A 15,486-nucleotide genomic window follows, 5' to 3' on the forward strand; every position below is an offset into this window, starting at 1 on the left:
TTTAGACAGCCTTAAACATTCATTTATAAATGTGAGTTGAATAATGCTTTAACAATCTCTACCTCATCAGAGCTTAATGGTTTGTTTCCATATCTAGCTTTACTATAGCTTTTTATTAAGGTATTTAACTCAGGTCTCTTGCTTTCGACACGCATAATGATATCGTTTAATGTTTCAGTTGATGTGTTGGATGGTTGAAATTGATAACCTTGAAGGATTTGGTTTTTAACAAGTTGCTTATATGCATATCTCACCCTCTCATGATCGGATAGTTCCTCCCATTTTGGTTGCTGATAAAATCGATTACGAAATAATCCTTTTACTTTCTCTTTTACTTTTGATTGAAGCTTATTTAAATCAAGTAAACTTTCCTTTTCATCAATATACTCGAGGAATTCTGGTGGAAATGGTTCACTTAAATTAAGAAATTTACTAATTTGTTTCATTAGCCACTTATAAATGGTTCTTATAATATGGCCTATCCTTCTTCCACCATATATTATTAAAGCGATGATAAGTAGCGTTACGATTATATAAAAGGCTATGTACATGAGCTTTTCAAGGATAACTGCTAATGTCGAAGGTTCTCCAGCTTCTAAAACAGGAAAAGGTTGCTCATTAGCTTGGGGACGTTTTTGAATCGGTTCGCTCTCATGATTAAACAAAGAAAGAAATGAAAGAATCCCTGAGATAAATAATGAAATTGTTTTATAGAACAAAGATTTTACAATACCAAAGTTTGTTACTAACAAGATGATTCCAAACATAATTATGATGTAAACATAATTTTTTCTCTTAATCGTCTTAGATACTTTTGTTTTTTTACTTTTCGCTAGGGTGGAAGCTTTTAATGTACCACGATTTGATAGAAATAATGTAATGATGATGAAAAGTACCCCACTCCATGTGATGATATTTTGAAATGGATTAAGTGCTTCGAAGTAACGATAAATAAAATAAGCAAAAAAATACACTGGAAGACCAATGACCCATAATGTGAAATTGGTCAGTAAATCCTCAGATGATTTATCGTAGTAGGCTTTACTGCGATATAAAACGAATATATAGACTAGTGAAATAATAATGGTCGTAATGAAATGGTCACTAAATAGAAGCGAAGTGAGTACGCTTATCATAATCATAAGAACCATATAGATAAACCGTGTTTTAATTTTGTTATTAAATAGCATTGAAAATAAATACCCAATACTAAAGAATGTAGGTAAACTTGCTAGCCAGAACAAAAAATAATCCGTAACAGTGTAAATTCCCATAAGAACTAGTACCGGGAAAACTAGGATGAATTCAATTACTGCATAACTTCCCTTTTGCAAAATTCCATATAAATTATTTTTCATCTTTTTCACCTTCTATCTCTTCATCAACAACCATGATTTCCACTTTGTTTCCTTCTGTTTCAAGAATGCGAATTGATTCCTCCATGCTTTCCGTCATGATGAATGTAATGATAAGAATATCATTGTTCGTTCGATTATGTAGTTCCTCCTTTAATAAATGATTAAAACTAATGCTTTTATCCATGCAAAGCTTAGCCATCGTATCATATATAAAGGTTAATTGCTCTGTTCCATTTTTCGGTTCAATTCGAATCGGTTTTTTAATATTACTATCAAGATTTTCTCGAAATGGCTCGACCAAATAGGAATTACAGGCAAAACCAGTTGGAATCCCTTTTGAAATACTGTAATGAGCAATAGAAGCTGCATAGGATATAGCCTTCTCGATAAGTTCCATATTTTGTATCGGCATCCAAATGTCCTCTGACTCGTCAAAATTCACATATATCATTAACTCATGATCTGCAGTCGTATCTCGCTTATTCACTTGTAAACTATTGGTACGTGCAGTTGCCTTCCAATTGACACTATTCATTGGGTCACCATAAGCGTATTTTTTAACACCTGCTATAATAAATGGATCATCTATAATCCACCTTCTAACGGAAATTTCACCAAGCCAGCTATGAGAAGGTAAAGGAATGTCATCAGTTGGGATAATTTCAGGGTAAACAATTACAGTAGCTACAGCATCGACATGATGAAAGGATTCCCCAAGACCAAGGACATCACCAATTGTCAAAGAAACAGATTTAAGCTCATAATATCCTCGTTTATTACAACGTACCCTATGCCTTCTTGTTATTTTTTGAAACGGTAAAAGACTAAATAAAGTTCGATGAAACTCTTCACTATGAATTTCAATTTCTTGATCCTGTTTCTTTAAAAATTGTAATTGCTTATCAATCTTTGATTCTAATCTAAGCCATGGAATTGGAAGTAATTTATGATTTGAAATTTGGTCAATCATTTCAATTTCTTCACCAGCAAACACTGCTTCTTTATTAAAGAACCGTTGATATTTGACCCTTGATAACCCCCACTTATTGAAAATAATGCTTTGAATTAATGCGATTAAACAAGTAATAATGATAAACCAGGAGATACTCATATTTACTGATGGACACCTTTCGTGAGAGCTTTTTCTGTTGGAACTGGCACAGAACTAATAATTTCGTCTAATATACTCTCAACTTTAGTAAATTTAGCTCTTATTACAGACTTCAAAAGTAACCGATGACCTAGAACTGGTTTCACCATTTCTTTCACATCATCTGGACTAACATAATCTCTTCCTTTTAATATCGCTAATACTTGAATTGCCTTTAATAATGCTTGACTTCCACGAGGGCTTACACCTAATTCGACTGCGGAATGTGCTCTAGTCATTTCGACAATATTCATAATATATAAAAGAACATCATCACTGACATAAATACTAGAATATAAGTCTTGTGCAGCAAGTATTTCCTCTGTGCTTGCGATAGAATCGATATCTTCTAATGGATTCACATTCTTAAATCGTTTTAATATATGTAATCCCTCTTCTTTCGTTGGATACCCTAATTGAATCTTTAGTAAAAAACGATCGAGCTGAGCCTCAGGTAATGGGAAGGTTCCGTGGTTTTCTACTGGATTTTGTGTTGCGATGACCATGAAGGGGCGTCTTAATTGATATGTATGTCCATCTATTGTTGTTTGTCGTTCTTCCATACATTCAAGTAAGCTTGATTGTGTTCGAGGAGTTGCGCGATTTAATTCATCTGCAAGGACAATATTTGAAAAAATAGCGCCAGGTCTAAATTCAAATACCCCCTCCTTCTGATTATAAAAATTCATTCCTGTTATATCAGTTGGTAGCAAATCTGGTGTAAATTGAATCCGATTAAAGCTGCATGACAACGACTTTGCTAATGTTTTTGCTAGCAATGTCTTCCCTGTTCCTGGAACGTCCTCTAAAAGCACATGCCCTGATGAGATTAGTGCAATGAGTAAATGGTTGATTTGTTCATCTTTTCCGATGACAACTCTTTGAATCGTTTCTTTCATCTTTTGTGCAAGATAATGTATATCTGCTAAGTTCATTTCTTTATCCCCCTTTAAGTGAGAAGAACACTATAAATTTAAAATACTATTACCTTATTTTAACTATATTCCAATGTAATCGCTATCATTATAACGTGTATAAAAAGAATCGTATACATTTATTGTAATAAACTCAAGAATAAATAACAGTACTTTTTATTTGATAATAAACTGATAAGTGTCTGTTTGAATTTGAAGAAAATAATGCAAGCCTAAAACCTAAGAGAAATTTCGGTTTATTGCTCTCTTTAATTTAGCAATGAAAAAAAGAACAAAAAGCCTAAAATAGCAAAAAAACTACGATTCAAAAATATGCCTCGTAGTTTTTTATAAGTATGTATGGAGCCTAGCGGGATCGAACCGCTGACCTCCTGCGTGCAAAGCAGGCGCTCTCCCAGCTGAGCTAAGGCCCCAAAATATTTTAAACCGTGCACCTTACATTGATATGGATAGATAAGTGTTACTTTAGGAGCCGGCTCGATCAGGGCTACCCAGCGGCACACAGATTGTTCTACTTATGGCTGCTCCCTTCCAGGCCTGACCAGGTTCATAGACTTCTGTTGCGCGGACCCCAACTGTCATCACTGCTTTTCTAAAGGCAATCCTTACCTAAACCATACCGCTGAAAAGGAATTCAACCCCGCTAAGGCGGATTGCGGGTAAAAGGGCACCGCCAGCTCCCCATCTAGCACGGTATGTATGATGATGAGTAAAGTATGTTTGTATTCCACTAATAGTACAATGTAAGTTTTGAATCCTTACCATCAGCTATTACATTAATACTATATCATGAAAGCTTATTTGAATGATATGGTAATTTATGTAATGGGTATAATGCTAATCCTTTATGAGATTTTATGTTAACAATTACTTATAAAATACCTTATCTGCATTATATTTTGCATGTAATTTGTTAATCAAATATGTCTCGTAAATTTCTCGTTCCATTGGATCTTCAACAATACTAACTTCAATTTTATGTATGTCTCCTCTATGTTCCTTTAAAGGTGAAACGTTATCCTCCAAATGTTTTTTAACTCGTTGTCTCAGTTTTCTAGCCTTACCGACAAATAATAATTCATCGTACCGATTAAAAAATAAGATGATTCCTCCTTTATCTCTAGGAATTTTATGAAGATCGATAAATCCTTGAATAGATGGTATAACGGGTTCATTTTCAGTTTGTTGCTGTTTTCTTTTAAAAATAGCGACGTCTGCTTGCGGTTTTTCAATTTTAATCATCGGAACACTTCCTTTTTGAGTATCCATAAAACTATATCTTTAATTTATATAATTTACAATGATTTTTATATTTATTTAAAAATCTTTAAAAAGCTTTTGTCGACAATTCATGGTAAGATTTACATATGGTTAATATTTCCTTTATATTTGTAGATTAAAATTAATAATAAAAAATAATTCCATAATAATACAATAATCGGTAAAATTGATTTGTGAGAAAAAGCAAGCAAAAGGATTGATTTGTTACTAGTTTTTTATCACTGCTATGAAACATTAAAATGCACGTAAGTATAAAGAAAAAGTAGTTTTTCTCTGTGTGTTAGATCTAACCTATCTAAAAATAACTAGAATATTGTTTTTTATAAAAATCTTTTTATAATCGAGTATCACAAGGAGATTAAGATGAATATATTCATTGGAGAGATTTCTGAAATTGTTCCAAAGGTGAATGCTTCCACATCGAATCAAATTGTTGACCAACTATTTACAGAGGATTCCAGTACACAAGGAATAGTTGTTACAGAAAATGAAATACCGATTGCTCTTATTACAAGAACGAGCTTCTATCAAAAACTCGGTACATTATACGGTTATAATCTTTACATGGGGAGAACAGTACGCTTATTAATGAATTCAAATATATTATGTGTTGATTATTACCAATCAATTACTGACGTAAGTGAACGAGCGATGAAGAGAAAAGAAGAGCAACTTTATGATTATATAATCGTTACGAAAGATGGATATTATCATGGAGTTGTTAGTATTCGTACGCTTTTAATAACATTAGCAAAGGTTCAATCAAAAATAGCAACCTATATGAATCCACTTACTGGGCTACCGGGGAACCAAATTATAAATGAAAAATTACATGAAGCATTAAAGGAAACTGTGTTCTCTGTCCTATATATTGATTTAGATCATTTTAAGACATATAACGATATCTATGGATTTTCAAAAGGCGATCAAATGATTCAAGAAACTGCAGCACTTTTAAAGCATCATTTAAACGGTACTTCTGATTTTCTTGGTCATATCGGTGGGGATGATTTTCTTGCTATATTATATAACCATTCATATCAAAATGTTTGTGAACAGATCATCCAGGATTTTGATAAGCTGATTCGTCATTTCTATACAGAAGAGCATTTTTCACAAGGGTTTATTACCGCCGAAAACAGATTAGGTAAGGTAGAAAAAATTCCTCTTGTTGCGATTTCCATTGCGGTTATTTCTCGGCAAAATAAACAGTACCGCTCAGTTGAGGAAATTGTAGCAAATGCCACAAAAATAAAGAAATATTGCAAGCGGGTTCAAAATAGCTGCTACATGGATGATTCCTTGTGCATAAGGCATTAATTAATAAATTCAAGCATTTAAAAGGTGTCGAGCGGGTGTTTTCAATACGTCGTAAAAGAACTTAATAAAGAAAAGCACCCACTATTTTATTTAGTTTCTGTATGATTAATAAAATATTCTTGTAGAACATTTATATTAATGTTATTAGGTATTCTTTTTGAAGAAATATTATTTCGTTTTGCTTCTATAAATGTCTCGTCCCCTATACTGATAACTTGTTTTTCGTTGTAGAATGAGTCCCCGCAATTTAATAATGTGTTTACGTAATCATTGAATAGGTTAACAGATAAATGAGTTGGAAAGATAATGGTGTCATAATTAGTCTCTTCAACCAATCTTCTATATATTTGGTCAAATCGGCTATCTATTGCAACTCGATGTGTTGCATATAATTCACCATTTATAGCATCCTTGTTCTCTCCAATGATTAACATATTTTCATGACTATTTATCCTATCCAGCCCTGTAGCTGTAAATCCTCTTTTCGTTAATTCAACTAATACTTCCTCGTTTATGCTATAAAATCTTGCTTTAATTGATCGGATATCGATTTTTTCCAAAAGCAGATCAAGAAAAAATTGTTCGGTCGCTTCAAGTGAAGTGAAGATAAATGTTTCATATTTCTCAATCTTAGACAAAATTGTTTGTTTTATCTTAGTCATCTCACTTATTTTTTTTAGTTTTGGTATTTCTACGACATCAGCTCCAAGCTCTCTTAGCTGAGCAGCAAGCTTATTTCTATATATACTTGATTGAGCAAGTAATATTTGTCTACCAAACAGTGGTTCTTTTTCAAACCAGTTAATTTTTTCTCTTAATTCAATTATATTGCCAACTAATGTTATTGCAGGATTACTAATGTCTGCTTTCTCTGCTTTTTTTGCAATTGTCGCTAATGTTCCTTGTAATGTTTTTTGTTTCCCCATCGTTCCCCATTGAATCAATATTACGGGTGTATCTGCAGGTTTTCCATGTTTTAGTAGGCTTTCACAAATATAAGGTAAATTTGCGATCCCCATGTAAAAGGCAATCGTATCAATTCCATTACTTAGTGACTTCCAATCAATTTTTGGTTTACCAGTACTTGATTTATTATGTGCTGTAATAAGCGCAAAGCTTTCCCCATATTCACGATGAGTCACAGGAATTCCTGAATAGCTAGGTGCTGCAATACCTGAAGTAATTCCAGGAACAATTTCAAAAGAAATATTATGTGATGCTAATTCGTAAGCCTCTTCTCCAACTCGACCAAATACACTAGGATCTCCACCTTTTAGACGAACGACAATTTTACCAAGGTTGGCAAAGTGAACAAGTAATTGATTTATTTTTTCCTGGCGCAATATATGTCTATCAGGTAACTTTCCACAATATATAAACTCACATCTATCTGTAGCATATTGTAAAAGCATGGGATTTATGAGACGGTCATAGAGGATGACATCTGCCTTTTCTAAGACATTTTTTCCTTTAAGCGTAATGAGAGTTTCATCTCCTGGTCCAGCTCCTACCAAATACACCTTCCCTTGACTCATTTTCTTATCTCCTTTTATCCATAATGGTTAACATAAGAAGGGAGCAAATTATTCGCTCCCTTGCATTTTCTTCAATCCTATTTACTTATATCGTAATTGAAACAATATCGTCTTCAATACTTATGCTATACGTTTTAACAGACCCTTCATCAGGTGGTTGGACACATCCATCGATTAGTGATATTTTCAAATCATAGACAGGGCAGTAGACAAATTCTCCACTTACAAGTCCATCTGAAAGCGTGCCACCTTTTGGATGGGGACTTTTGTTTTCGAGCGCTCTTACATCACCGTTTGATAACTTAAATAATACGATTTCCGCCTCATTTATTTGAAACGTCTGTCCAACACCTGTCGGCAGTTTTGAATATGATCCGATCTCCACCTTTGTTTTTAGGTTGCTCATAAAACTCCCTCCTTTATTCAGCTGGTACGTTTACTGTTTGTTTTGCATAATAGCTCTCACGGATTGTTGGATTTACTATTGCAAGACTCCATGGATCATTGTACCGCTCTAGTGTCTTGTTAAGTCGTGTATTTAAACCTTTGACCATATTCTCATTTGCTAAAATGTCTTTTATATGATTCAAGCCAAGACGCTCTATCCACTTTGAGGTACGTTCAAGATAAGTGGCAGTTTCACGATAATATTGAAGATATGCACCTACAATCTTATATACATCTTCTTTAGATTTCACTGTTACGAGCAACTCACCCGCTCTTAAATCTGTTCCGCCATTACCACCTACGTAAATTTCCCAGCCTCCATCAATTCCAACAATCCCAACATCTTTAATTCCTGATTCTGCACAATTCCTTGGACAAGCTGACACACCCATTTTAACTTTATGTGGTGTATCTAACCGTTCAAATCTTTTTTCTAGCTCTATTCCCAATCCCATTGAATCTTGGGTCCCGTAGCGGCAGAATCGAGATCCAACACATGTTTTTACAGTACGGAGCGTCTTCCCATATGCATAGCCAGAAGGCATACCTAATTCCTGCCAAATATTTGGTAGATCCTCTTTGTTTACACCCATTAACGCAATCCGCTGTCCACCGGTAAGCTTCACTAGTGGAATTTCGTATTTTTCTGCTACATTAGCAATTTTACGAAGATCCTCTGCATTTGTAACACCACCATACATTCTTGGAACAACTGTGAACGTTCCATCCTTCTGGATATTCGCATGTATTTTCTCGTTTACAAGACGAGAATCTCTGTCATCATGATAGTCTGGATAAATCATTCCTAAATAGTAATTTAGTGCTGGGCGACATTTTGAACAGCCTTCAATCTGATTCCAGCCAAGTACGTGCATGACTTCCTTTACATTTGTTAATCTCTTATCACGAATTTCTGCAATGATCTCTTCACGACTATAAGTAGTACAGCTACAAATCGTTTCCTTTAGTGCTGAACTATCAAATTGTTCACCTAGTGTGTGTTCAAGAATGGTACTGATTAGTGGTTTACAACGACCACATGAGCGTCCAGCATTTGTACAGTTTCCTACCTCAGCAACTGATGTTAATCCATGTGAATGAATGGCAGAGACAATAGTGCCCTTTGTTACACCATTACATCCACATATTAGTTCATCGTCATGCATTGATGATACATCGGTGGCTTCCGCTTTCGCTCCTTCAGCTTGAAGGAAGGCAATATTCGTCATATCATGAATATCTTCTTGTTTTATCATCATTCTAAATAGCCGTGTACTATCATCTGTATTTCCATATAGGACAATCCCGACAATATGCTTGTCACGGATGAGGACTTTTTTGTATATTCCATCAAATTCATTGTGAACTTTTATTGCTTTTGTTGTGTTATCCTCAAAAATTTCCCCTGCAGAATATAAGTTGACGTCTGCTACCTTTAATTGCGTTCCAGTAAAAGAGCCTTCGTAACGTTTCGTATTATTTACTCCACATATTTTGTTAGCTAATACTTTTGCTTGTTCGTATAATGGTGCGACTAAGCCGTATACAATTTCTCGGTGTTCAGCACATTCTCCTACTGCAAAGATATTCTTAATAGATGTTTCCATAAAATCATTTACGACAATTCCACGATTCGTATAGATTCCACACTCTTTTGCTAGTTTAATACTTGGGACAATCCCAACTGCCATTACGACTAGATCTGCAGTTACCTCCGTGCCATCAGTAAAGCGAACACCTTCTACTCGGTCATTACCGGTAATTTCAGCTGTTTGTTTTCCTTTAAGGAAATTCATACCTTGACGTGAAAGTTCCTTTTCAAGCATGTTAGAAGCTGTCTCATCAAGCTGTTTTTCCATTAAAGTTTCCAATAGATGTACGACATCCACTTCCATACCGAGGTTTAATAACCCCCTTGCAGCTTCAAGACCTAGTAGACCGCCACCGATGACAACTGCTCTTTTTTTCGTTTTCGCGACTTGAATCATAGTTTCACAGTCTTGTATATCCCGAAAACCAGTAACTCCGTTTTTTTCAGCTCCAGGTATCGGTAATATAAATGGTGAAGAGCCTGTTGCAAAAATTAATTTGTCAAAGACTGTTTCACGGCCAAGATCGGAAATGACAATTTTTCTTTCAGCATCTATTTGAACAATTTCCTCTCCTGTAAATAGTGTAATGTTATTTTCCTTATACCAATTCCAATCATTCAATATAATATCGTTTATCGTCGTATCACCTTGTAAAACAGTCGATAATTGGATGCGGTTATAATTTGGATGTGGCTCCTTACCGAATATTGTGATATCAAATTGCTCTCGACGTATCTTAAGGATTTCTTCAATTGTCCTAACACCTGCCATACCGTTTCCGATCATAACTAGCCTTTGCTTAACCATCATATAACCTCCATTTTGCTCAATGTTTCACATGTTTGTTTGCCCTTAATGTCTTTCTTTAATGATGGTTTTATTGTATAAAATTTCGTTTGGAAACTCTGTGATTTAAATCACATTCTAATTAAAGATCTGGTGGTATTTGAAAGTCGATTTCTAAATACGGTATTTCCATATGGCATTGGCTTTAAATAACATTAAGCGGTCTAGTAAGGTGAATATAAAAAGTAGCATGTACGAAGTAACCTGAACCTCGAACATGCTACTTTTAGGAAGAAAAATCTTTAAACTTTATTTAAACATGCGTAATTATTGTCAATAAATAAAGACAACCCCATATACGTTCGACTTCCTTGTGACAATTGTTATTTAATGGGTATAAAGACTAAACGTACTTTTTAAACTTCAAAGCTACATCCACTTTTAATCTTTGCTTAATGACTCACGGTTTGCAGCTTTTGGTGGTTGCTCCATCCAGCCTTGGTCAATCATTATATTTGCTCCATCCTCGACATATTTGCCAATATCCATTATAAAACGACCATACATAGCACCTATATCTCGTCTGCCATTTAATGATAAAGCATTTGCATATGTTCTAATTTTCATCGAAAACATATCAATTTTATGACTTAGCATGAGCTTATCTGAAAATGGTGAAATGGTTGATGTCGTTACTAAATGGTCTAAAATCGGTGGTGATGGTAAATTGTCCTTATGAAGTTGTTCAGAGCTATGCTTAATATGTTTAGATGTTATTTCTTTTCCTCTCTGTAAATACTGACGGACCTTTTCGCTTTCTGCTACCTGACTAAATCCAATAAGTAATGCTCTACTGGCTACATTACTATCAAGGTTATCATAAAGATGGGCAATTTCTAATGCATGTAGGGAACGCACATTGCCAAAAAATCCATTTAAATAATTTTGCTTTTTAATAAAATCGACTTTTTCCATTACTGGAATAACTGGTGGTTTCGATAAAAGTCCTTTATTCATTAAGACACTATCAATTTCCACAATAAGCTGCATTGTTGAATTTAATGTATCAATATAAAAATTTCGTAAATCTTCTCGTGTAACTAAAGGAATAGCCATTGCATAAATGCTCATTCCGGCCTTACCAGTGTATCTTAAATAAAAGAGGTAAAAATCGTCTGCGAATAATCTAGGAGCTTCCAAGTTAACATCAGCATCCGTATATCCAATTGGAATTGGATACTTTTCTTCTTTAAGCACCTTCTCAATCGTTTGAATAATTTGTTTACATAATGATAAGGCGTCACTGACGATCTTTTTAATATCTGGATCATCTGTATTCTTCAAATAATAAGTTAGGATGGGTCTTGATAACGTATTCCCAATATACGTTACCCAAAGCTTTCCTATTTCAGCAGATGTTAAATGTTTACCCATTAGAGAAAAACTCCTTAAATTATTTTCTCTTATTTTTACCTTTTAGTGACATTCTATTCTGGCCTTGAACATTAGATTTTATTTCTTTACCATTTCGTTTGCTTGTTCGTTTTTGACGATGGCACTCATCACATATTTGAAATTTAAAGCGACGAGGTAATGGATTATGACAAACGATACATGTTCGTTTTTTTACTTCTACTCCAGTTTTTAACTTTTCATGAATTTTATCACTTAGCTCTTCTCGAATTCTTTCCCAATAATGTGCTTCGGTTCTTTTTTCAAGTTTATACAAAAATAATAAATGGAGGCCAACAGATTTATATGAAAGCTCAAGTTCTTCAAGTCCTGATTCCTTTATAATAGGGTCAGGTAGCTCAGTTCCTTCGACGATCGCCTCAAGCTTTTGCTTCCACTGCTCTCTCAACGTCGGTTCATTAGATGAGAAAGGTAAGTGTAAAAAATTGTATAGCTCATGAACGGATAATTTTGCCTCAATAATCGAATCCTCGATCATTTCGTATAATAACTTTTCTTCTGATAATGATGCCTTTTTTGTACCATATGGATTTTTATATTTATCCCATAGGTAAAAAAACAGTCCTAGCTTTCGTGAATATTTTTGGAATCTTTCAAGAACTGATGTTGTAGGTGCTATGGCGAATCCTTGTAGCGGTTCATCTTCTTGTTGTAAAAGTCGTGTCATCATTTTATGATGATTTGTGAATGCAACCTTACCAATATTATAAATTCCTTTTCTTCCGGCGCGACCTGCGATTTGTTTTACTTCCTGAGAGCTTAAAAATCTCCTTTTCGTACCGTCAAATTTATCATTTTCTAGAAAAACAATTCTGCGAATAGGGAGATTTAACCCCATTCCTATTGCATCTGTTGCAACGATTACCGTTGTCTCACCGTTAATAAACCGCTGCATCTGCTTTTTTCGTGTTTCTGGAGGCATACTCCCATATATCATACTTACTTGTTTACCATTTCGTTGTAAATCAGAAGCTGTTTCTAGTACTCGCTTCCGCGAAAAGCAGACTAATGCATCACCTTTCCTTGTATGTCCTAACTTAAATGTAGCTGATTCAACCTCAAGTGGTGTTTCTCTTACATATTCATGTACTTCAATGTGAGAGTCTCCTAGTAGTTCTAAGATCATTTGCTTGGCATTAAAGCTACAAATAATATGAACTTCCTTTGCGTTGGCTTTTGTTATCGCTCGATACCACGAAAATCCTCTTGTCCTATCTGCAAGCATTTGGGCTTCATCGATGACAATAATATCGTAATAATCTTTTTCACGGAACATTTCAACTGTGCATGAAAGATGTGAAGCATTTTCGACCGTTTTTTCTTCTTCACCAGTTTTTAAGGAGCAAGGGATTCCGTCTTCATTTAACGATTCATATATTTCTAATGCTAATAATCGTAAAGGAGCTAAATAAATCCCACTATTGGCAGATTTCATTCGTTTAATCGCCTGATATGTTTTTCCGGTGTTCGTTTCCCCTACATGAAGAATGTATTGAATATTTCGACCTGCAGGTGGGGAATATTCTCGTCCAAAGATATCATCAATCATTTTTGCTTCTGCTTCTTTTTGGCGTTTAATCGCTTCTTGTTCCTCGAGTTCTTTTCTATCTCTTTCCTTTTGATCTGCTTTTAGTATTTGTTTATGTGTTTCGATTTCAAATGGAATATCAATTAGTTTTATAAGATCCTGTACATATTCCTCTAATAAATCATCAAATAACTCTAGACTAACATCTACGAATAAATCGAACGAATATTGTTTTAAAATATGATCAGATAAATCATGGTGAAATGTCGTTTTGTATTCCGAGAATATATGATTAGGGAGCTGTTCTTTTAACCAATTTGGTCCGAAATCGATGATATCGTTTGTAATGATGCTTTCATATTTTTCAGAAAGATGATGAGAGTATCGATAATTCCTTTCCGAAAAGGCGAATTCTTCATCTAAATATTCGGAAAAGGTTATCCATTCTGTTGGGAGAAGGATTCCTTTTTGCTCAATTTCGATTGCAAGCCTGCTGCCAAGTAAGAATCGAACATAGAGATATAACTCCTCATACTTTTCCTTAACAATTTGTTCAATTGTATTTTGGAATGATAAATAAAACGAACGCTCTAACTCCTTTTGCTTATTTGCCTTTTGTTGAGCAATATATGATTTCCGGGCCTCTTTATATTTTTCATTCCATTTTTGCTGTTTGTTTACAAACTCCTCATCTAGCCAATTAAATAGATCAAATGGTTTGACTTCTCTTAGTTCGTTACGAAACATCTGGTTAATTATCTTTTTGCTTATCCCTTCAACCTCATAACCTTTTGCCGATAAATAACTTTTCTTCTCAGAGTAAGACACATGACTAACTGTTGAATTTAACCATGCGTTCAACCAAATTTGCTCCAAATATTGTCGTCTTTCACGTAAATATTGCTCATAAGTCGGGATTGCTTCCATCGTTGCAAAATAATGAAATATATCCTGATAAGCCATTTCCTTCGTTCGCTTAATCGCTTTGTTGTAATAAGAAATTAACTGCTCATTCATGCAAATCTTCCTTTTATCTTATTGAATATCTGTTTTTATATAGTTTCTATTGTTCATTTCGATATCATGTATTATTTTCGTTAATATAGTAAAAGAAAAAGGAACCAATTTGGCTCCTTTCAAGACTTATTTATTTAGCTGTTCTGATTCTAATCGTCCAGCGCCATATAAACGATAAGCACCATGCATTGTTGGTCCTACATATTCATTTAGCTTCCATCCGTGACGAATCGCTTCTGTAATAAATTGTTTTGCAACTTCAATTGCCTCAAGAACAGATTTTCCTTTTGCTAATTCAGCAGTTATAGCAGCAGAGAATGTACAACCTGCTCCATGAATATAAGTCGTATCGATTTTTTCATTTTCATATAAAGTAAATTCGTTACCATCAAAAAGTAAATCAACTGCTTTATCGTGCTGTAGTTTACTTCCACCTTTAATAATAACAAATTTTGCACCGAGTTCATTTATTTTTACTGCTGCATTTTTCATATCATCGATTGTTTTAATTGGACTTGTTTTAGCTAGCTGACTAGCTTCAAAAAGGTTTGGTGTAACAACTGTTGCAATTGGCACCATGACTTCACGAAGTGCATCTGCAGTTTCAGGATTGAGTACTTCATCCTCACCTTTACAAACCATTACAGGGTCAATTACGACATTATTTATCCCTGATTCTTTAATTCTTTTAGCTGCTACCTCAATCGTTTCGACTGTTCCAAGCATACCTGTTTTGACAGCGTCGATTCCTACTGAAAGTGCTGTATCTAATTGTGCTTCTAATGCATCAATAGAAATTGGAAATACATTATGATGCCAGCTGTTTTTTGGGTCCATCGTTGCAATAACAGTTAACGATGTCATCCCATAAACTCCAAGCTCCTGGAATGTTTTTAAATCAGCCTGTATACCTGCACCACCACTAGTATCGGATCCGGCAATTGTTAAAGCTTTTTTCATAGTCATCGTATGTTCCTCCCTGGTTGTTAAGAGCTCTATTAGATTAAGCTACTAGTCTATTATTAAATAATAATAACTCTTTCCACCATTAAAGTCACGAATCA

At 34.5% G+C, this 15,486-nt stretch carries 11 protein-coding genes, 1 tRNA gene and 1 other RNA gene; 1 reads left to right on the forward strand and 12 read right to left on the reverse strand.

Going from position 1 to position 15,486, the window contains the following annotated elements; all coding sequences use genetic code 11:
• Positions 1-23: 23 nt before the first annotated feature.
• The 6 genes from ACTJJ9_RS00100 to ACTJJ9_RS00125 all read right to left on the reverse strand — a co-directional run bounded on the left by ACTJJ9_RS00100 (position 24) and on the right by ACTJJ9_RS00125 (position 4,685).
• Positions 24-1,358 carry a hypothetical protein gene (locus ACTJJ9_RS00100; protein WP_145582393.1) on the reverse strand — a complete coding sequence of 445 codons (1,335 nt, stop codon included), beginning with the start codon at positions 1,356-1,358 and terminating at the stop codon, positions 24-26.
• Positions 1,348-2,469 carry a DUF58 domain-containing protein gene (locus ACTJJ9_RS00105; protein ID WP_145582394.1) on the reverse strand — a complete coding sequence of 374 codons (1,122 nt, stop codon included), beginning with the start codon at positions 2,467-2,469 and terminating at the stop codon, positions 1,348-1,350. The genes ACTJJ9_RS00100 and ACTJJ9_RS00105 overlap by 11 nt, the downstream gene beginning before the upstream one ends.
• A gap of 2 nt (positions 2,470-2,471) precedes the next feature.
• A complete protein-coding gene (locus ACTJJ9_RS00110) occupies positions 2,472-3,443 on the reverse strand; it encodes an AAA family ATPase (RefSeq protein WP_145582395.1) in 972 nt (323 codons plus the stop codon).
• A gap of 340 nt (positions 3,444-3,783) precedes the next feature.
• A tRNA-Ala gene (locus ACTJJ9_RS00115) sits at positions 3,784-3,856 on the reverse strand.
• 13 nt (positions 3,857-3,869) lie between these two features.
• Positions 3,870-4,137, reverse strand: an RNA gene (ffs, locus tag ACTJJ9_RS00120) — signal recognition particle sRNA large type.
• A 173-nt stretch (positions 4,138-4,310) separates the two neighbouring features.
• Positions 4,311-4,685 (reverse strand): nucleotide excision repair endonuclease, encoded by a 375-nt coding sequence (locus tag ACTJJ9_RS00125; RefSeq protein ID WP_145582396.1) that lies wholly within the window; start codon positions 4,683-4,685, stop codon positions 4,311-4,313.
• A gap of 402 nt (positions 4,686-5,087) precedes the next feature.
• Between ACTJJ9_RS00125 and ACTJJ9_RS00130 the strand changes: the two genes are divergently transcribed.
• Positions 5,088-6,044 (forward strand): GGDEF domain-containing protein, encoded by a 957-nt coding sequence (locus ACTJJ9_RS00130; RefSeq protein WP_095300906.1) that lies wholly within the window; start codon positions 5,088-5,090, stop codon positions 6,042-6,044.
• An 86-nt stretch (positions 6,045-6,130) separates the two neighbouring features.
• On the opposite strand, the gene cobA is transcribed toward ACTJJ9_RS00130, so the two are convergent.
• The 6 genes from cobA to pdxK all read right to left on the reverse strand — a co-directional run bounded on the left by cobA (position 6,131) and on the right by pdxK (position 15,388).
• Positions 6,131-7,579, reverse strand: a complete 1,449-nt coding sequence (gene cobA, locus ACTJJ9_RS00135) for a uroporphyrinogen-III C-methyltransferase (protein WP_145582397.1) — start codon at positions 7,577-7,579, stop codon at positions 6,131-6,133.
• Positions 7,580-7,664: 85 nt separating this feature from the next.
• Complete coding sequence (locus tag ACTJJ9_RS00140; RefSeq protein WP_095300908.1) at positions 7,665-7,985, reverse strand: nitrite reductase (NAD(P)H) small subunit; 321 nt, start codon at positions 7,983-7,985, stop codon at positions 7,665-7,667.
• A gap of 13 nt (positions 7,986-7,998) precedes the next feature.
• Positions 7,999-10,425 (reverse strand): nitrite reductase large subunit NirB, encoded by a 2,427-nt coding sequence (gene nirB, locus ACTJJ9_RS00145; RefSeq protein ID WP_440768336.1) that lies wholly within the window; start codon positions 10,423-10,425, stop codon positions 7,999-8,001.
• 420 nt (positions 10,426-10,845) lie between these two features.
• Positions 10,846-11,838, reverse strand: a complete 993-nt coding sequence (locus ACTJJ9_RS00150) for a DUF3231 family protein (protein WP_145582398.1) — start codon at positions 11,836-11,838, stop codon at positions 10,846-10,848.
• Between the two features lie 19 nt (positions 11,839-11,857).
• The gene (locus ACTJJ9_RS00155; protein WP_440768337.1) at positions 11,858-14,422 is read right to left on the reverse strand and encodes a DEAD/DEAH box helicase; all 2,565 of its coding nucleotides are present in this window, start codon (positions 14,420-14,422) and stop codon (positions 11,858-11,860) included.
• A gap of 126 nt (positions 14,423-14,548) precedes the next feature.
• Positions 14,549-15,388: a pyridoxine/pyridoxal/pyridoxamine kinase gene (gene pdxK / locus ACTJJ9_RS00160; protein WP_145582400.1), complete on the reverse strand. Its 840-nt coding sequence runs from the start codon at positions 15,386-15,388 to the stop codon at positions 14,549-14,551.
• Positions 15,389-15,486: the final 98 nt, after the last annotated feature.

The sequence above is a fragment of the Metabacillus sp. 22489 genome, from assembly GCF_052044855.1.
Lineage (GTDB): Bacteria > Bacillota > Bacilli > Bacillales > Bacillaceae > Metabacillus > Metabacillus niabensis.

Excerpts from the sequence above, each read along its gene's own strand:
- ACTJJ9_RS00110 (WP_145582395.1), bottom strand. The coding sequence starts at position 3,443 with ATGAACTTAGCAGATATACATTATCTTGCACAAAAGATGAAAGAAACG.
- ACTJJ9_RS00140 (WP_095300908.1), bottom strand. The coding sequence starts at position 7,985 with ATGAGCAACCTAAAAACAAAGGTGGAGATCGGATCATATTCAAAACTG.
- ACTJJ9_RS00105 (WP_145582394.1), bottom strand. The coding sequence starts at position 2,469 with ATGAGTATCTCCTGGTTTATCATTATTACTTGTTTAATCGCATTAATT.
- pdxK (WP_145582400.1), bottom strand. The coding sequence starts at position 15,388 with ATGACTATGAAAAAAGCTTTAACAATTGCCGGATCCGATACTAGTGGT.
- ACTJJ9_RS00125 (WP_145582396.1), bottom strand. The coding sequence starts at position 4,685 with ATGATTAAAATTGAAAAACCGCAAGCAGACGTCGCTATTTTTAAAAGA.
- cobA (WP_145582397.1), bottom strand. The coding sequence starts at position 7,579 with ATGAGTCAAGGGAAGGTGTATTTGGTAGGAGCTGGACCAGGAGATGAA.
- nirB (WP_440768336.1), bottom strand. The coding sequence starts at position 10,425 with ATGGTTAAGCAAAGGCTAGTTATGATCGGAAACGGTATGGCAGGTGTT.
- ACTJJ9_RS00100 (WP_145582393.1), bottom strand. The coding sequence starts at position 1,358 with ATGAAAAATAATTTATATGGAATTTTGCAAAAGGGAAGTTATGCAGTA.
- ACTJJ9_RS00130 (WP_095300906.1), top strand. The coding sequence starts at position 5,088 with ATGAATATATTCATTGGAGAGATTTCTGAAATTGTTCCAAAGGTGAAT.
- ACTJJ9_RS00155 (WP_440768337.1), bottom strand. The coding sequence starts at position 14,422 with ATGAATGAGCAGTTAATTTCTTATTACAACAAAGCGATTAAGCGAACG.
- ACTJJ9_RS00150 (WP_145582398.1), bottom strand. The coding sequence starts at position 11,838 with ATGGGTAAACATTTAACATCTGCTGAAATAGGAAAGCTTTGGGTAACG.